This is a genomic window from Streptomyces sp. NBC_00210 (assembly GCF_045160975.1).
Classification (GTDB): domain Bacteria; phylum Actinomycetota; class Actinomycetes; order Streptomycetales; family Streptomycetaceae; genus Streptomyces.
In genome coordinates, this window is sequence record NZ_CP108120.1 from 5,703,284 (window position 1) to 5,722,485 (window position 19,202).

8 protein-coding genes are annotated in these 19,202 nt (G+C 66.7%); 6 read left to right on the plus strand and 2 right to left on the minus strand.

The genetic code is table 11. The features are described 5' to 3' along the window. Positions 1–304: 304 nt before the first annotated feature. The 5 genes from OG729_RS25830 to OG729_RS25850 all read left to right on the plus strand — a co-directional run bounded on the left by OG729_RS25830 (position 305) and on the right by OG729_RS25850 (position 14,084). Positions 305–3,994 (plus strand): LamG domain-containing protein, encoded by a 3,690-nt coding sequence (locus OG729_RS25830; protein ID WP_405808259.1) that lies wholly within the window; start codon positions 305–307, stop codon positions 3,992–3,994. A gap of 122 nt (positions 3,995–4,116) precedes the next feature. Beyond that, positions 4,117–11,109 carry a polymorphic toxin-type HINT domain-containing protein gene (locus tag OG729_RS25835; protein ID WP_405808260.1) on the plus strand — a complete coding sequence of 2,331 codons (6,993 nt, stop codon included), beginning with the start codon at positions 4,117–4,119 and terminating at the stop codon, positions 11,107–11,109. A gap of 5 nt (positions 11,110–11,114) precedes the next feature. Next, the gene (locus OG729_RS25840; protein ID WP_405808261.1) at positions 11,115–11,423 is read left to right on the plus strand and encodes a hypothetical protein; all 309 of its coding nucleotides are present in this window, start codon (positions 11,115–11,117) and stop codon (positions 11,421–11,423) included. A 634-nt stretch (positions 11,424–12,057) separates the two neighbouring features. Next, a complete protein-coding gene (locus tag OG729_RS25845) occupies positions 12,058–13,347 on the plus strand; it encodes a helix-turn-helix domain-containing protein (protein ID WP_405808262.1) in 1,290 nt (429 codons plus the stop codon). A gap of 152 nt (positions 13,348–13,499) precedes the next feature. Then, complete coding sequence (locus OG729_RS25850) at positions 13,500–14,084, plus strand: Uma2 family endonuclease (protein WP_405808263.1); 585 nt, start codon at positions 13,500–13,502, stop codon at positions 14,082–14,084. A 62-nt stretch (positions 14,085–14,146) separates the two neighbouring features. Here OG729_RS25850 and OG729_RS25855 read toward each other — a convergent pair whose 3' ends face one another. Next, positions 14,147–15,247 (minus strand): mechanosensitive ion channel family protein, encoded by a 1,101-nt coding sequence (locus OG729_RS25855; RefSeq protein ID WP_405808264.1) that lies wholly within the window; start codon positions 15,245–15,247, stop codon positions 14,147–14,149. 214 nt (positions 15,248–15,461) lie between these two features. Between OG729_RS25855 and OG729_RS25860 the strand changes: the two genes are divergently transcribed. Further along, positions 15,462–15,998, plus strand: coding sequence for an HNH endonuclease (locus tag OG729_RS25860; RefSeq protein ID WP_142217192.1), 537 nt, complete (start codon positions 15,462–15,464; stop codon positions 15,996–15,998). Positions 15,999–16,055: 57 nt separating this feature from the next. Here OG729_RS25860 and OG729_RS25865 read toward each other — a convergent pair whose 3' ends face one another. Next, positions 16,056–18,971 carry a beta-N-acetylglucosaminidase domain-containing protein gene (locus OG729_RS25865; RefSeq protein WP_405808265.1) on the minus strand — a complete coding sequence of 972 codons (2,916 nt, stop codon included), beginning with the start codon at positions 18,969–18,971 and terminating at the stop codon, positions 16,056–16,058. Positions 18,972–19,202: the final 231 nt, after the last annotated feature.

Consider the following 19,202-nt stretch of genomic DNA (forward strand, 5'->3'; position numbering starts at 1 on the left):
CCGTTCGCGTTTTGTGGCGCTACATCGACGGGCTTCCCAGCGACGGGATCGGTGTCGCCGCTGGCCGACGCGGGGATCTTGATTTGATTCATGCCGGTCTGGGACGGTCTGTAGAGGGAGCAGGCTCCTGCGATTGCAGCTTTTTACATCCTTACGTCATCGATCAGACGTGCGAAGCGTGCCTAGGGTTCCCAGACGGACTTCACATAGTCGTCCGTTCTGTGAAGGGTCTGGGGAGGCCCTTAAAGGGGGATCAGTCATGCCTGCGGGTAGACGACGCGTTTCTCGTGCTGTGGGGGCATTGGTGGGCGCCGCGTTGGTGGCCGGCTATACGCCTGCCCCGGCGTTCGGCGTGGCGGTGCTGAAGGCACCCGGTACGACCCCAGCGGCGAAGCAATCGGCTGATCAGTCCGCGTCGGCGCGTGCCGCGGCCTCAGGACAGCCGGTCGAGGTGGTCGAGGAGCGCACCGAGTACGCAACCACCATGGCCAACCCGGACGGTACCTTCACGCTGACCCAGTCGACCCGGCCTCAGCGGGCCCGGGCCAAGGACGGCTCCTGGCGGGGTATCGACATCACCCTGGAGCGCCGGTCGGACGGAACGGTCGGCCCGAAGTCCGCGGTGGTCGATCTCGCGTTCTCCGGCGGAGGCAGCGCCAAGCCCGTGATCACCCTTGGCGGCAAGCGAGGCTCGCTGTCGCTCGGCTGGCCGGGGGCGTTGCCAGAGCCGCAGCTCTCGGGAGCCACCGCCATCTACCCGGAGGTCTTCAAGGGGGTCGACCTGAAGCTGACGGCGACTGCTGAGGGCTACCGCGAGGTGCTGGTCGTCAAGTCGGCGGAAGCGGCCGCCAACTCCGAGCTCGAGCGGATCAAGCTGACCGTCAAAGGGGATGGCCTGGATGTCGCGCCGGGGGCAGGCGGCGGCTTGCGCGCGATCGATGCTGACGGCAATGCGGCCTTCACGGGTCCGGCCGGGGTGATGTGGGACTCGGCCGGCGATGCTGGGGCCGCGCCGCAATTGGTACGTGCGACGGCCGAGGCCGAGAAGCCGGAACCGTCGAAGGAGGACCCGAACCGTCCGGGCGCGGGCGACGCCAGCGCGGAGCTGCCAGTGCAGGTGGACGGCAACGCGGTGGCGGTCAGGCCGGACCTGGAACTGCTGCGGGGCGAGAAGACGGTCTACCCCGTCTTCATCGACCCCCCGATGGGGGCGGCCCTGCAGGAACGCACCGTACTCTCCTCGGACGGCGACCGGTTCTGGAACTTCGACGGCGACTACGGGGTGGGCAACTGCAGCCATCTTGGCCCCTGGTACTGCGGCAGGGACTACACGAACCGCATGTACTTCGAGTTCGCACCCACGAACCTGGCGGGCAAGTACGTGGTGGACGCGGTCTTCCGCGCGCACGAGACCTGGTCGTTCTCCTGCACGCCCCACGAGGTGGACCTGTGGCGCAGCAACAACATCTCGGAGGGCACCAGGTGGCCGGGCCCTGGGCAGCTGGACTTGATGGGCGACCGAAATGTGTCCGCGGGACGGGGCACGAACTGCACTCCCGAACAGCCCGACAGCTGGGTCGAGTTCCACGACAACGCCGCTGAGGGTGACGAGAATCTGACCTCCACGGTGCGTTCGTTCGCCGACGGGAAGTTCTCGCGCCTGACGCTGATGCTGCGCGCGAAGGACGAGAGCGACCCCGATGCGTGGAAGCGGTTCGACGACAACGCCGCGCTGACAATCAACTATGTGCCCAAGCCGGGGACTCCGGTGCCCGTCGGTGTCATCCCGGGCACTGGCACCGTGTCCGAGTGCGCGCGGGACTACCGCTCCCCGGAGGCCGTCACGGTTTTGACTCCCACTGTCGTAGCGGGGGCGCAGGCGCTTGTGCAGCCCGCGTCAAACGGATTCAAGGGCTCGCTGCGGGTGGTGTTCCAGGCGCACAGGTCCGACGGCTCCACATGGCACAACACCTGGGGCCCCGAGACCATGCCCGAGGCACCGGCGTACAGCCCCGACGGCACCTTGCTCAGCAAGCAGATGACTCAACGGCAAGAGGGCACGCTCTACCGGGTCCGAGCGGTCACCCAGTCCTTCTGGACGCACGAGGGCGTGACCCAGCACATGGACTCGGCTCCGACGGACTGGTGCTACTTCAAGGTCGACACCACGCTTCCGAAGGCCCCAGTGATCACGGGTGGAAGCCCGTACAAGGAATGCGTGACCGGGGGGCAGTGCGAGGAACTGGGCGGGCCTGGCGTCACGGCCACTTTCTCCTTCGCGCCGAATGCTGCCGATTCGGACATCAAGGCGTACCTGTGGCGGTGGCACGGGGAGAAGGCGGCGACGAAGGTTCTCCTTTCCCAGGCGAAGTCGGTGCTCCTAACACCTCCTGACGCCGGCATCCAGACCTTGGAGGTTCGGGCCACAGATGTCCGCGACCGATGGGGTGAGCCCGCAATCTTCAAGATCAATGTGGCTGAGGCTGAAGGCCCGATCGGACGGTGGAGGTTCGACGACGGCGAGGGAACGGATCGGACCAGCCCAGACTCCGCGGAAGCTGGAGCTACTCGACATGACTCAACGCTCTATACGGGCGGGGCTTTGTGGGACAAGCGGGCCCGGCGCGGCGCGGGCGACTTCTCGCTCGGCGTGAATAGTGAGGACCCCGCACAACAGCAGGGATACGCCGCCACCACCGAGCAGGTGGTGAACACCCGGGATTCGTTCACTGTCTCCGGGTGGGCATATCTGACGGACACAAGTGCCAATCAAGTGGTGCTCTCTGCTCCCGGTGATCAGGACACGGCGTTCACGCTGTACTACTCGTCCGGCAGGAAGCGGTGGGCGTTCAACCGCGGTGCCCAGGACAAGAGCACCACCCCCGATGTCATCTCCGAGGGCGACACGGTGAATCCCCCCGCGGGAGTGTGGACGCACCTGGCAGGGGTGTTCAACACCGGTGGGAACACGGACAAGGCGGACGACACGATTCAGTTGTTCGTCAACGGCATCCCGCAGGGAACGGCTCCGGTGAAGCTGTCCGAGAAGGCTCCTGAGTACGAGCCCTGGACATCCACCCATGGCCTGCAATTCGGGCGCACCAAGGCCGCCGGTGCTTTCCAGCAGTACTTCCACGGCTACTTGGATGAAGTGTCGGTGTGGCGCTATGCCCTTAACGAGCACGCACTGCTTCAGGAAGCCCGGCTGCTCAAGGCCGGCGGGGCAGAGACCGAACTGGTGGCGCGCTGGGACGCGGTGGCTGCCACCGGCGGTGAGGTGACAGACAAGTCGGAGTACAAGCGGGCTGCAATGAAGCTGTCCGCCGGAGCGGTGCTGGGCGGGGACGACAACGCGCTTGTCCTGGACGGCAAGGCGGGTTCCGCCTCCACCAACGGCCCGGTGGTTGACGAGAGCGGCTCGTTCACGGTCTCGGCTCGAGTCAAGTTGAACCCTGCCGAACTGGCCACGAAACCCGATGGCTACCAGGCACAAGTGGCCGGACAGCGCGCCAGCGCAACGTCCGGCGAGTCCTCTTGGGCGCTGTGGCTGGTGAAGATAAAGGCTGATGCGTACCAATGGCGCTTCACCCGCACCGTCATCGGCACAGACGGAAAGGCCACGCAGACCGCTGAGGCGACTCCCAGAACGGAATTCGCCGACGTGTCAGCGACAGCCGACTGGGTGGACGTCACCGGCGTATTCGATGCCCATGAGGAATGGCAGTGGGCCGACGCGGACGACCCGGACAAGACTGCTTCGGGCAGGGGCAAACTGCACCTCTTCGTGGTCTCTGAGGACAAGGATGTCCGGACCAATCCCGGCTTGACGGCCTCGCAGCAGGGCAGCGGCGAGTTGACGATGGGCCGGGGTAGCGGCGGCGGAAGCACGGGTCACTACCTGCCCGGCAAGCTGCAGCTACTGCGCGTCTGGACAGGCGCCATGAGCGCGGACCAGGTCGGAGAGCAAGTGGTGAACTCCGACAGCCCTGTCTAGCGAGGTCGGAGCGCAGCGCGCCGGACCGAAAGACCACCACTGAGATCAACCGGGGCGTCCCGGCCATGACGGCCGGGACGGTGGACGGGCAGGCCTGAGGCCGGCCCACAGTAGGGGCGGGAATGAAGCAGTTCGCATCGGCACACCACAACGGCAGACGTGTTCGACGGGCCAGAGGACCCTGGATTCGGAGAGTCGCCGCGGTCGTCGGCTTCGCGTTGCTCCCGGGCTTGGTCACGCCGGTGGCCTCCGCGACGGAATCCGCAGTCAGGGAGGGCCGACCGAAGCCTGCGGAACACCGTCCGGACAAGGTGTCCCCGTTCATCCCGAAGGTGGATGAGAAAACAGCGGCAGTCATGAGCAAGACTGCTGAGGCAGGCCGCGCGGATGCTGCCCGAGCCAAGCGGGATCAGGGCCAGACGGTGTCGTGGCCCACGGCCGGTGCCGTGAGCCTCAATGCACCCAATGCCGGCACGGCGAAGGCTGCTCCTGGTGGCCTGCCGCTCACGCTCACGCCCGTCCGGGGCGGCAAGGGGACCAAGTCCCCCAAGGCTGCCGACTCCGTCAAGGCCACCGTTCTGGATCAGAAGCAGGCGGCAAAGCTAGGAGTCAAGGGCGTCGTCCTTTCCGTCACCGGACCTGCTACCGGTGGCAGCGCCCAACTGGGCATCGATTACGCGGCGTTCGCCTCGGCATATGGCGGTGACTGGGCAGGGCGTTTGCAGGTGCTGCGCCTGCCGGACTGTGCGCTCAAGACTCCGGACACGGCGAAGTGCCGCACTCGGACGCCTCTGAAATTCACCAACCACCGCAAGAAGAACCGTATCGACGCCCAGTTGGCCTTTGCCTCGGCTCCCGCGACCCAGGCAAAGGGTGCCGCATCGGGCCAGACGATGGTGCTGGCGCTGGCGGCAGGCACCAAGTCGGGCGGTGGTGACTACAAGGCCACCCCGCTTGCGGCTTCATCGACGTGGGAAGCCGGCGGGTCCTCCGGCACGTTCACCTGGTCGTATCCGCTGCGTACGCCTCCGGCCGCGGCCGGCCCTGCTCCGGATCTGAAGATCTCGTACGACTCAGGGACCGTCGATGGCCGCACGGCGTCGACGAACAACCAGGGTACGGTCATTGGTGAGGGCTTCGACATCACCTCGTCCTACGTCGAGCGCAAGTACGGCTCGTGTGACGACGATGGGCAGGCGGACAAGTTCGACCTGTGCTGGAAGTACGAGAACGCCTCCCTGGTCCTGAATGGCAAAGCCACCGAGCTGGTCAAGGACGACACAAGCGGCCAGTGGAGATTGAAGGACGACGACGCCTCCACCGTCATTCATCACTCCGACACCGACGGCGCCGACAACGGCGACGACAACAAGGAGTACTGGACCGTCATCACCGGTGAGGGCACCAAGTACCACTTCGGGTTGAACAAGCTGCCGGGTTCGACGACCCAGGCCACCCAGTCGGTGTGGACGGTGCCAGTTTTCGGCGACGACGCAGGCGAGCCCGGCTACACCCAGAGCAGTACCTTCGCAGGCCGGGCGGAGAAGCAGGCCTGGCGGTGGAATCTCGACTACATCGAGGACACCCACGGCAACGCCTCGTCGTACTGGTACGCGGCAGAGAGCAACAACTACGACATGCTCGGGGACGACACGGTCGGAACTCCGTATGTGCGCGGCGGCATGCTCAAAGAGATCCGCTACGGGCAGCGCAAGGACACTCTCTTCGCCTCCCCGGCCGGGTCCAACCGAGTGCTCTTCGACTACGCGGAGCGCTGCGACAAACCGTCCCCGGGCTGTGACTCGCTGACCGAGGGCACTCGGGACAACTGGCCGGACGTGCCCTTCGACGTAGAGTGCAAGGCCGACCAGAAGTGCACCGGCAATGTAGGTCCCGCCTTCTACACCCGCAAGCGCATGACGGGCATCACCACCCAGGCCTGGGACGCTGCCACCCCTGCCTACGTTCCTGTGGACTCTTGGGCGCTGAAGCAGACCTATCTGGATCCGGGCGACACGGGTGACTCCACCGACCAGTCACTGTGGCTGTCGGAGATCCGCCACACCGGCGAGCGCGGTACGGCCATCACCTTGCCACCGGTGAAGTTCGGACACGAGTTCCGCGCGAACCGCGTCGACGGGAACAGCGACAACATCCTTCCCCTCAACAAGCCCCGCCTGTACACGATCACGTCCGAGACGGGCGCTCAGACCATGGTCACCTACATGCAGGCCGACTGTCTTGCCGGTCAGGCCAAGCCGAAGGTCGACACCAACACGCGCCGCTGCTACCCGGTCTACTGGTCTCCGAACGGCGCCAAGGAACCCACCCTGGACTGGTTCCAGAAGTATCCCGTCGCAGCGGTTGTCACGAACGACCCGCGCGGCGGCTCCCAGGCGGTCCAGCACAACTACACGTACTCGGGTGGCGGTGCCTGGCACTACAACGACGATCCACTGACCAAGGAGAAGGAACGGACCTGGTCGATCTGGCGCGGCTTCGAGAAGGTCACGCATGTCACCGGTGCCTCTGGCAAGACTCAGTCCAAGACGGTCAGCGTGTACCTGCGCGGTATGAATGGCGACCGGGTCCTGGGCGCGGACGGCAAACTCGATGCTGATCAACGAAAATCCGTCACGGTTATCGGTGTAAAGGCTCCGGAACTCACTGACAGCGAGCAGTACGCCGGCTTCACACGCGAATCGGTGACTTACAACGGAATTCAAGAAGTCTCCGGCACCGTCAACGACCCGTGGTCGAAGCGGACCGCAACGCAGCACAAGTCATACGCCGACACCGAGGCCCATTTCGTCCGTACCGGTGCCTCCCACGCTCGCACCAACATCACCAGCAGCGGCACCCCGAAGGACCGGGTCCGTACGACGGAGATGCTGTACGACGCATACGGCATGGCCTACCAGGTCGAGGACAAGGGCGCGGACGACGTTGCCGACGACGAGAAGTGCACCGTTACCTGGTTTGCGCGCAATGACAAGGTCGGCATCAACTCCCTGGTCGCCCGCGTGCGCACCACCGCAGGAATCTGCGTCCCCGACGCCCTGCTGAAGCTGCCCACCGACTCCGCCAACCCCGGCCCCGTCATCTCCGACACAGCCACCGCGTACGACTCCACCACCTGGTCGGACTCGCAGGAACCGAATCTGGGCGAGGCGCGCTGGACGGGACGTGTCAGTGGCTACGCCCTCGGGCAGCCCATCTGGCAGAAGACGGGCACCATCACTTACGACACGCTCGGCCGCCCGCTGACGGTCAAGGACACCAACGACAGCACCATCACCACCAGCACCTACACTCCGGCGGCCGCTGGTCCTTTGACCACCACAACGGCTGCCAACGCCAAGGGCCACAAGACCACTACGCTTGTCGACTTCGCCACGGGAGCTGTCAGGAAGGTCACCGACCCCAACGGCAAGATCACCGAGTCGGAATATGACGCTCTGGGCCGCGTCACTCAGGTGTGGCTTGCGGACAGCCCCCGGCTGCTGAACAACAGCCCCAATTACGTTTACAAGTACGGCATCTCAGCAACCGATCTGCCGTGGGTGTCCACCGCCACCCTCAAGGGCGACGGTTCCGGATACGACACCGTCTACGCGATCTACGACACGCTGCTGCGACCACGCCAAGTCCAGACCCCTTCACCGTTGCTCGGCATGACGGTCGCACAGACCCTGTATGACGAGCGGGGCCTCGCGGCATCGACGCAGGCGGACATCTGGGCGTCGGACAAGAAGCCGTCCAGCACGATCGTTCAGACCGACGGCGGGCAGCCTCCGCTGCAGACCGACACAACGTATGACGGGGCAGGCCGCGCAGTGACGGCGGTCACCAGAGCCAAGAATGTCCCCCTCTGGACCATCGACACCACGTACACCGGCGACACGGTTTCCACCAGTGCTCCGAACGGCGGTCAGGCCACGGCAGTGGAAACCGACGCTTTCGGGCAGACGGTGAAGCGTCGCGAATACGGTGGACCGAAGCCGACTGGCACCGACTTCACGCAGACCTCGTACACCTACACCCCGGCCGGGCAACAGGCCACCGTCACCGGGCCCGATCAGGCCGGGTGGTCTTACACCTACGACTTGTTCGGCCGTCAGACCAGTGCCACCGACCCTGACAAGGGCACCGGCACCACCAAGTACAACGAACTCGACCAAGCCGTCAGCACCACCGACGCGCGCAGCAAGACCCTGGTCTCCGAGTACGACAGCCTCGGTCGCAAGACGGGATTGTGGGACGGCGCAAAGACCGACGCCACCAAACTGGCTGCCTGGACCTTTGACACGCTCCGCAAGGGCCAGCAGGACACCGCCGTCCGCTACGAGAACGGTGTCAATCAGACCAACAGCAGGGCCTACACCAGCAAGGTCACCAAGTACGACGAGCTCTACCGGGTCGCCGGAAGTCAGTTGATCCTGCCTGACAAGGACCCCCTCGTCGAGGCCGGAGTTCCCCAGACCCTTTCGTTCTCGGCTCAGTACCACCTCAACGGCAGCATCAAGCAAGTCAGCCATCCGGCTGTTGCCGGCCTCGCTGCCGAGGACGTCTTGAACAAGTATGACTTCGCGGGAGTGGGCCTCCAGAAGTCCTCAAGCGGAACCTCCGGCTACCTCCAGAGTGCCAAGTACACGCCGTACGGCGACGTCGATGAACTCGTCCTGGGCGCCGACCCGACAGCGGCGAAGAAGTTGACTCTCGACTACGGCTACGAAGAGGGCACGCGCCGCCTGAGGACGTCCGTTGCCAGTGCATCCGGCAACCCCAATCCTCTGCAGGAACTCGCCTTCAAACAGGACGATGCGGGAAATGTCACGTCGATCCTTGACACGGCTACTCAGGGCGGTACGTCCAAGGCCGACTACCAGTGCTTCGCCTACGACGGGCATCGCCGTCTGAGCGAGGCATGGACGCCGAAGACCGCGGACTGCGCTGCGAGCGGCCGCACGACGGCGAACCTCGACGGCGCCGCCTCGTACTGGTCGAGCTACACCTACAACGACGCGGGCCAGCGGAAATCCGAAACCCAGCACACAGGTTCGGGCGATGTCACGACGGCGTACACCTACGGCACTGCCCGCAAGCAGCCCCACCCATTGGCCAAGACAGTCGTCGGCACCAAGACCAATGACTACGCCTACGACGAGGCGGGGAATACCACTAGCCGTCCCGGTACCCAGGCGCAGCAGACCCTGACCTGGAACACCGAAGGCAAGCTCGTCGGCACGACCGAACCCGCCGTGGGCACTACCAAGCCCGCCACAGGCACGAGCTACCTCTACGACGCCAACGGCGAACTCCTGATCCGCCGCAATACCACGGGGGACGGCGACACGGTCCTGTACGCCGGCGGCAACGAAGTTCGCCTGACCACCAAGGGCGCAACGAAGACTCTGTCCGGCACGCGCTACTACACGGCGGCCGGCCAGACCATCGCGGTCCGCACTGCCACGGTGGGCACCGCGGGCACCAAGCTCAACTTCCTCGCCGGCGACCACCACGGCACCTCCAGCCTCGCGGTGGATGCAACCACGCTCGCGGTTACCAAGCGCTACACGACGCCATTCGGCGCCCCGCGCGGCACGAAGCCCACGACGTGGCCCGACGACAAGGCATTCCTGGGTAGGCCGGCCGACACCACCACCGGCCTCACCCACGTCGGCGCACGCGAATACGACCCAGGCATCGGCCAATTCACAAGCGTTGACCCGCTCATGGAGCTCGACAAGCACCAGACCCTGAACGGTTACAGCTACGGCGCCCAGAACCCTGTCACCTTCTCCGACGTCACCGGTCTCGGTCTTGCCTGCGGCGGCGGGCCGAATGCGGACGGGTGCCCGAGGAACTCTGACGGCACACGAGGAAACGGCCGTCCCAGCAAAATCGACACTGGCGGAAACTCCGGCGACACCGGCGGAACTGGCACGGTTAATTACAACGGAGAAGTAATTCCGGTCATCGAAGTGCACCCAGGTGTCGTGGCGCCCGCGGACTGGGACAGGGCAGAGGAGTTCCGCGACAGGCTTCGAGCCAAGGAAGCGAAGCGATGCGGATTCTATGGTCCGACATGCCTGGCGGACATGATCGAAAATCCAGAAGATTCAGATCAGTTCATTGGCGCACTTGCCACGCTTTCTCTGCTCAAGTTCCATGTGTGCGGAGAAATGGGCGGATGTCCGAAGCTGGTTTCCAGCCTGAAGGCCGCACTAGGTTCCGGGGCCGTAGTGGCCGTTTCCACAGGATCTCTCGGAATCCGAGGTGCCGGCGGTAAGAACATGTTCCGGCGGGGTCCCATCAGCGATTGCACGAAGTGCTTCCTTGCCGGGACCGATGTCTTGATGGCTGACGGGTCCACGAAAGACATCGAAGACGTCAAGCTCGGTGACGAAGTCCTAGCGACCGATCCCCAGAACGGAAAGACCGGAAAACGCAAAGTCACTCGCCTCATCGTTACCGAGGATGACAAGCATTTCAATGAACTGACCATTGCCACAGAAGAGGGCCCCGAGAAGCTCACAGCCACGAATGAGCACCCCTTCTGGTCGCCCTCCGAAAAGCGGTGGGTAGAGGCCGGTCAGCTCCAGCCAGGCATGACGCTTCTGGCAGTCAACGGAACGCGTGCCACAGTGCAGGCCAACCGTGCCTACGACAAGCGCGCCCGCACGTACAACTTCACTGTCGACGACCTGCACACGTACTATGTGCTGGCAGGCGCCACTCCGGTACTCGTCCACAATGCAGGTCCTTGCAAATTCCCGTGGTCGAGTGGTCGAGTGTCGGCCGGTGTCCGAGCAATTGATGAGGGCCGTACTAGCATCAGAGTTGGATCGCGTTCCGAAGCGGAGGAAATCCTCCTGGGGAAATTCCAGGGGGATGGGTACCGTAATGCTGCCGGATTCGATGGCAAGGGAACGCGGCAGTACTTCGGATCGAAAAGTGGAACGTATCACTGGGATGATCAACTCGGCGCGGATGGCCGGGTGCTAGGGCATGGTGCTGGTAACAGGGACGGTGACCTCCCTCATCTCCAGATTCACACATTCGAGGATTCGAAATATGGCGGCTCCATTATTCGAATCTTCTGGAAGGGGTAGACGGCATGCGCACCGAGGTTGCAAACCGCCTCCTAATGACAAAGGCTCTGGTGTCGGCCCGCCGCCAACCCAGTACTCCAAATTCGTATTCCTGGGTATGGGTCTTCCCGTTGAAGGACGGAAGGTTTAGGGTCTCAACGGTTGAAATTCCGAAACCCTTCGTGGATGAAGACGCTTGCTTCGGAGAAGATGACATAGAGCGCGTCCATGTAGCTATCGTCGAGACTGTCGAAGAAGTCGATACGGTGGTGCGGGATCTTGGCGTCGATGCAGAAACACTCGACGCTCCCTGGAGGAATGACTTCCCGCTATAAGTGAAATCGGTCACTCGCGCAGAAGGTGATCGACTTGCTTCGTCACGGAAATATCCGCGACAAATTCCGAGTGGGTCGGACGCTTCCCGAGAGGGAATAGAAAACGATCGCGGAGGCCCCGCAGGAGATTTCCTGGAGGGCCTCCGCGGTCGTTTGAAGGCAACGGTGACGGCAACGTCGGCGAACGGCTGCCGTGGAGCGCGCGGGGCGTCGGTGCCGTCACCAGTCGGGCTGAGTGCGTCGTTGAGGATGTTGATGGCTTGGCGTTGAAGGCGGAGTCGGACATGAGGGTAGAAGCCGGCGGTGACGCCGATGTGGGCGTGTCCGGGAAGTTCCCCCCACTCAAGGAGCAGGGGCGCCATCGAGCGCAGCAGGTTGTGGAAGCGGATGCGGCGCAGCCCTGCGCGGTCGAGGAGAGCACGAAAGTGCCGGGTGGGGTTGGTGGGGTCGAGCGGGCCGCCCGTTTGGGGTGGTGAAAGACAAGGCCGCTGTCCATGCAGTCCGCTCGCAGGGCGTGGCTGGCGACTCTTTGCTGCTTGGAGCCAACTCCTTTGAGACTAGTGTCCCTTCGGGCGAGGTGGGCCGATCTTCGTGCCTCATGAAGCCTCCCGCCGTACTCTGCCTGTGACCTGGGTTGCACAGAGAGAGGCAAGGACATGCCGTCCTCCTGCGTACCCGCCGTGGCATGAGCCGGACTGTGCTCGCCGGGCTGGTCGGCAAGTCTCCGAGCTGGGTGAAGCAGGTTGAGGGTGGGCAGTTGCAGATGCCCAAGCTCCCCATGGTGCTGCGGATCGCCGAGGCGTTGCGCGTGCAGGATCTCTCGGAGCTCATGGGCGAGCAGTCCGTGCCAACTGCCTTGTTCGCCGGTCCGGGGCATGCACGACTTCCGCAGGTGCGTGCGGCCATCGATGCCTATCCGTTCGTGGCTGACCACGAGGCTCCATCCGCCGCCTACATGGAGGCTCGCCTCGTGCGGACCTGGCGGGCGCGGCACTCGTCGCCGAACCATCGAGACGTCATTGGCTCTCTGCTGCCCGAGTTGATCCGTGACGCACAGCTCGGCGTGCGACAGTCCGAGACGGCGGCTGAGCGGCGCGGCGCCCAAGCGCTGCTCTCGCAGACGTACAGCTTGTGCCAGTTCTTCATCGCCTACCAGCCCGACGCTTCACTGCTCTGGCGTGTAGTCGAGCGCGGGATGGTCGCGGCTCTGGAATCGGAAGATCCGCACACGCTCGGGGTGGCAGCGTGGCTGGCCGCGCAGGCGCATCGTGACAGCGGCCCGGGTCACTTCGAGGCGGCGGATGCGGTGACCTTGGAGACCCTCCGCTACCTTGAGCCGCTCCTGCCGGAAGCGGGTGATGATGTGCTGGCCATTGCGGGCGCTCTTCACTTCGAGGCAGGCAGCACCGCAGGGTGCTGTGGTTCGCTTCGCACGGGATTGACCTCGACAGGCGGGACATCCACGGGCTGGGGGTCGCCTGATGAGCATGGTCCCAACCAAGCGGCTGCAGCCCTGGGCCCACGCGGAGCGCTCATGACGGCGCTCCAGGCCGAGGACTGTCTCGACTACACGCCGAACGCCCGCAGCGTCAGCCTTGCCCGCCGTCGCACGGCGAGACTCGTCGCAGACTGGGGGCACCCTGAGCTCGCGGGCGACGCGGCACTGCTGGCGAGCGAACTGGCGACCAATGCCTTACGACACGGCTGCCTGCGGGGTCGACTCTTCCGGGTGAGGGTCGTCCTCAACGCGAGACTCTGCGTATCGAGGTCAGCGATCCCCGCGGCGAGCGGCTGCCGAATCCTCGCCTGCCCACCGACGTGGAGCAGTGCGGGCGCGGGCTTCTGCTCGTCGGTGCCCTGGCCGACCGGTGGGGGACCGAGCTGCGGACCGTCGGCAAGACGGTGTGGGCCGAGCGGGCTCTGAACCGCCACCCAGCGCATGCGCCCGGCGGGTGACGCGAGGTGGCGGGGGCGGAAGCGCCCGTCGGTCGGGGTGGCTCGCCTCAGGAAGGTCTGCGGCGGGAGTGCCGGCTTCCGTAGTCTGGGGACAGGTCCGCGAGAGCAGGAGGAGGCGCCGTGACCGTGACTGCTGATCGGCCGCAGATGCTGCCGGAGGAGTTCGAAGCCGCATCACGTGCCCTGGCACGTGAGGTCGAGGGGCTACGGGCGGAGTTCATTCACGGCAAGATGGGGGTCAAGCCGGTGCCCGATGGCGATCATGAGCGCATCATTCAGTGGCTCACCAGGATCTGCATGCAGCATCGGCCGGAGCTGTGGCTCTCGACAGGGCAGGGCCTGAGGATCGAGACCTACCGCAAGGGTCACGCCCGGCCGGATGGCACCTTGGCCGACTCGGAAGCCTTCGTAGGGGCGGGCGAGTGGGCTGATCCCGAGCCGGTGCTCATGGCGTTGGAGATCACTTCGTACGACACCGACACCGATCGGCGCGACCGCGTGGAGAAGCCGCGTGCCTACGCCGAGACGGGGATCCCGGTGTACCTGCTGATCGACCGCGACTCCTGTGAGATCAAGGTCCACAGCGAGCCGGACGGTGTCCGCTACGAGCACGTACTGACGGTGCCGTTCGGCAAGGTGGTCACGTTGCCCGATCCGATCGGGATCGCCCTGGACACGGAGCCGCTCAAGAGCTGGGTTCGCTGACGCGGACATGAAAACGGGCGCCCCCACCGCGACGGTGGGGGCGCCCGTTCATGTCCGCAGACCTACTTCGACATATTCGCCGACGGAGCCAACGGCGTCGCCGCCATCGACTGCGGCGATGTCGTCGACGCATACGCCGAAGGCGCCGCCATCCCCGCCGTCGGGTCCGCCGGCGCGGTCTGCTCCGGTACCGGCGGGAGGCCGCCCACGATGCGGATGTCCGCCGCGTCGAAGGCCCGCTTGATGCGCCAGCGCAGCTCGCGCTCCACGCCGAGCGCCTTGCCCGGCATCGTCTTGGCCGCGACCCGCACCGTCATCGAGTCCAGCAGCACCTCGTTCAGGCCCAGCGCCTCGACCGGGCCCCACAGCTGCTCGTTCCACGGCTCGGACTTGGCCAGGTCGTCCGCGACCTCGCTGATCACCGAGCGGACGTGGTCCAGGTTCTCCGAGGAGCGGACCATCACGTCGACCGCGGCGGTGGCCCAGCCCTGGCTCAGGTTGCCGATGCGCTTGATTTCGCCGTTGCGGACGTACCAGATCTCGCCGTTGTCGCCGCGCAGCTTGGTGACGCGCAGGCCGACCTCGATCACCTCGCCGGAGGCCACGCCCGCGTCGACGCTGTCCCCGACGCCGTACTGGTCTTCCATGATCATGAAGACGCCGGAGAGGAAGTCGGTGACGAGATTGCGCGCTCCGAAGCCGATCGCGACACCCGCGACACCCGCGGAGGCCAGCAGCGGCGCCAAGTCGATCTTGAAGGCGCCGAGGATCATCAGGCCCGCGGTGCCGAGGATCACGAAGGACGTGACCGAGCGGAGTACGGAGCCGATGGCCTCCGAGCGCTGCCGACGCCGTTCGGCGTTCACCAGCAGGCCGCCGAGGGCCGTGCCCTCCACGGCCTGGGCCGAGCGGTTCATCCGCTCGATCAGCTTCGTCAGGGCACGGCGCATCAGCATGCGCAGCACCAGCGCGACCACCACGATCAGCGCGATCCGCAGGCTGGTGTTCAGCCAGGTGGACCAGTTTTCCTCCACCCAGCCCGCGGCGTCTCCTGCCTGCTTGGCGGCTTCGTCGAGCGAGACTGGCTCGGAAGACGGGTCAGCGGCCAGTAGGACGGATGGGGACACGACGGGAACCTCCAGGCATTGCGGGTGGCAGGCCATCCACACTAACGGGGCCCACTGGGTGTTCCGTCCCCATGTTCGAGGGAGAGACGAGGCTCACCTGGGGATGAACCAGTCGTAGTCGCTGTGGTCGAAAACACTTCGAGCCCGTTACCCGCACGTGGTGGCGCTCGGACCTGGCATGAGGCGACACTGAAGAGCAGATCGTCCCGGCGCGAGCCACGCGCCGCCGGCGTACAAGGAGGCATCCACCGTGCCGCACGTTCTGGTCCTCAATGCGTCGTACGAGCCCCTCGGCGTCGTACCGCTTCGCCGCGCGCTCATCCTCGTACTGGAGAACAAGGCTCTCTGCCTCGAGGAATCCGGCGCCTTTATGCACAGCGCGACCCGTGTCATCGCCGCACCCAGCGTCGTACGGCTGAAGCGGTTCGTGCGGGTCCCCTACCGGGGGCCCGTTCCGCTCACCCGCAAAGCACTCTTCGCCCGCGACGGCGGGCGCTGTATGTACTGCGGTGGCGTCGCAACCAGCGTCGACCATGTCATTCCGCGCAGCCGTGGCGGACAGCACGCCTGGGACAACGTGGTGGCGGCCTGCCGCCGCTGCAACCATGTCAAGGCGGACCGGCATCTGCGGGAGCTGGGGTGGCGGCTGCACCAACATCCCGCACCGCCGAGCGGGCTCGCGTGGCGCATCATCGGGACCGGGCATAGGGACCCGCGCTGGCTGCCATACCTGCAGCCGTACGGCGCGGACGATGCGATGGCCCGGATCGACGGCATCTCTGCCTGAAGACCGGGCCTTCGTCGTCCCTTGCGCCGGTCGGTCCTCAGGCACCCACCGGCGCCTTCATTCGGCTACTGCATACGCCTCCACCGACCACAGTGAGTAGCCGTACTGAGTGGCGCGCGCCTCGCCCTGGACGCGGATGAAGCGGGTGTCGCGGCTGTCCATGCGGACCGCCTCGCGGCCGCCCCTGCCGTCGGTCACCGTCGCGGCCGTGCGCCAGGTGCGGCCGTCCGCCGACACCTGGATGCGGTACTTCGTCGCGTACGCGTCCTGCCAGTGCAGTACCACCTGGCCGATGCGGGCCGGGCGGGCCAGTTCGAGCTGCCACCAGGCGCCGTCCTCGACGGGGGAGGACCAGCGGGTCTTCGGGTCGTTGTCGGTCGCCGCCGCGGCCGGGAAGTCGGCCGTCTCGTCACCCGACGAGGAGGCGGCCGAGCCCGCGGCCCGCGCCAGGTCGGGGCCCGCCGTGCGCGGATAGGCGCGGACCGTCAGCGTGCGCTCCTGGCCGGCGAAGGACAGCGGAATCCGGTACTCCCCGGCCGGGGTGCCCGCCGGGACCGTGACCTCGACGGGCACCGTCGTCCGCACGCCGCGCGGGACCGTCGTCTGCTTCGGCACCGTCACCTTGATCCCCGCCGGGGCCTTCGCGGTGAGCTCGCCGCGCACCTCGGCCGGGCGCTGCGCGGTCAGCCGGACGCCGGCCCGCTGCGGTCCGCCGCCGATCTCCGCGTCCGTCCGGCCGCGTACGAGATCGAGGCCGGCCACCGGCTCGTCGGCGAACCACGGCACCACGGACCGTACGGCGACGGGCTCGGCGCTCTGAGAAACCACCCGCACGGCATCCACGCGCAGGCCCTTGGCGTCCGCCTGGGTCCAGCCGCTCGCCGAGAGCGGGCCGAGTGTGCGCCAGCCCTGGCCCGGCACGTGCGCCTCCAGACGGCCGGAGCCCGAAGCGGCGGGCTCGGTCATCGCGGTCACCGCCGCGACCGGCCGGACCCGCTCCAGCCACACGGAATCGTCCCCGGCCGTCTGCGCGCCGCGGTCCGCGCCCGTCCAGGCCGCGGACTCCTTCGCCGCCCGCTCCAGGAAGGGGTTCAGCACGCCCTGCCCGACCGCCGCTCGGCTCGCCGCGAGGGCCTTGCGCAGCGGCTCCAGGTCCAGCGAGGCCCGCCAGGCGGCCGCGCCGTCGCCGCGCACCTGCGCCTGCAGCATGTCGACGGAGAGTTCGCCCGCCCGGCCGTACCGCGCCAACTGCTCAAGCCACGGCCGTACTTCGTCGTCAAGACGGCCGTCGGCGGGCCCCTTCAGCCGCTGCGGGGCCTGGCGCATCACGGTGAACGCGGTGCGCAGCGCAGCCGCCGCCCGGTCCCTGGCCGCCGCGTCCGTCCCGGTGTGCGAGCGCCAGAAGTCGTCGAGGAGGGGCCGCAGATAGCCGGACTCGGCCGGGTTGAGTATCGATGAGGCGTGGTTGCCGGCCAGCGCGCGCAGCGCCTGACGGGTCGGCTCGTCGCCGCCCGCGAGGTCGTTGATGGCGGCCTGCCAGGACTCCTGGGGGTGGTAGCCCTTGGGGTTCCAGGCGTAGTCGGCTGCGGTGAACAGCGGGATGCGGGAGGCGGAGGCCTGTTCCATCGCGTTGGCGAGCAGTGCCACCGAACCGGCGGCGACGGCCGGCTCGCGGCCCGTGTAGGGGCCGAGGAATATCCGGTCCTGCGCGTAGTCGTTGACCGGGTAGTTGTCCATGGTGACCAGCGGATGCTTGAACACGCTCCGCGCGCCCGTCAGTTCGTGCCCCGTGATCGTGCGCGGCACCACGCCGACGCCCGTCCAGGCCACCTGGACGCGGCTGTCCAGCTCGTCCGCGAGCGCCCGCCGGTAGTCGGTGGCACCGTCCTGGTAGAACTCCGTCGGCATCAGGGACAGCGGCTCGGCCCCTGGATACCGGTCCGCCAGATGGCGGGCCAGTGCACCCGCGACCCGCGCATGTGCCCTCGCCGCCGCCCGGGGGCCCGACCCGAAGGCGTCCGTGTCCTTGCCGCAGTGCCACTCGCTGTAACTGACGTCCTGGAACTGCAGCTGAAAGGCCCGCACTCCCAGCGCCCACATCGCGTCGATCTTGCGCGTGAGCGCCTTGACGTCGCCGTCGTCGGACAGACACATCTCCTGCGCGGGCGCGACGGCCCAGGCGAGAGTGACATGGTTCTGGCGGGCGCGCTCGGCGAGCTCACGGAACTGTGTGCGCTGGGCCGCCGGGTACGGCTCGCGCCAGCGGGCCTGCCGGAAGGGGTCGTCGCCGGGCGCGTAGAGATAGCGGTTCTGCTTGGTGCGGCCCATGAAGTCCAGCTGGGCCAGCCGCTGTTGATGGCTCCACGGCTGACCGTAGAAGCCCTCCGTCGTACCGCGTACGGCCGTTCCCGGCCAGTCGCGTACGAGAACTCCGGCGACACTCCCCCGCGTGATGAGCTGCCGCAGCGTCTGGACTCCGTGAAAGAGGCCGTCGTCGCCGACGCCGTCGAGCGCGACCGTGTCACGGCCCTGGATCCGGCCGACGGCGATCCGGTAGCCGCCGGAGGGGAGATCGGTGCGTTCGGGTGCGCGCAGGGCGCGCAGCGCCTCCTGTGCGCCCCTCCCGCCGATCCGTACGACGGGTCCGCGTCCCGGCAGCTCGGTGTACAGGGTGTTGACGCCCCACTCGCGCAGCAACTGCTTCAGCCGCTCCACGGCATACGGATCTGCCCCTTGGTCCGCGACGACCGTCGCCTCTTCGCCGAGAGGCACCGCCGCACCCGCGGCCCGTATGGACTGCGGGCGCGGCCATACGGAGGGCAGCGCGCCCTCGCCCTCGGGGTCCTTGGCGGTGGTGGCGGGGGAGCCCGGGTTGTCGGGGGCGGCGATCGCGCCGTGCGCGCCGCCGAGCAGGCTGCCGATGACGGCGACCGCGACGGCTGTCGCAGTGCGCCTCCTGCGCGCGAGCCGCACGCCCGTCTCCCCTCGGTCCCCTGTTGCTCCGGTCGGTTTCGAGCCCACCACCAGCACACTGAGGGTGTCAATGCGGGTGGCCGTTGTGCACCTTTTGCCTGACGCGATGGGCGGTTTGATCCAACTGGCGCGCGGGGAACGGAATGTGACGCGGAACACGTTGACTGATCGTGTACGTCTGCCGCCGTGGCCGCTGGGTAGGGCTCCTGTGTCCCGTTACCGTCAGTCTGG

Bases quoted from the DNA above. Each gene is read 5' to 3' on its own strand.
- OG729_RS25835 (WP_405808260.1), top strand. From the start codon at position 4,117: ATGAAGCAGTTCGCATCGGCACACCACAACGGCAGACGTGTTCGACGG.
- OG729_RS25840 (WP_405808261.1), top strand. From the start codon at position 11,115: ATGCGCACCGAGGTTGCAAACCGCCTCCTAATGACAAAGGCTCTGGTG.
- OG729_RS25855 (WP_405808264.1), bottom strand. From the start codon at position 15,247: ATGGCCTGCCACCCGCAATGCCTGGAGGTTCCCGTCGTGTCCCCATCC.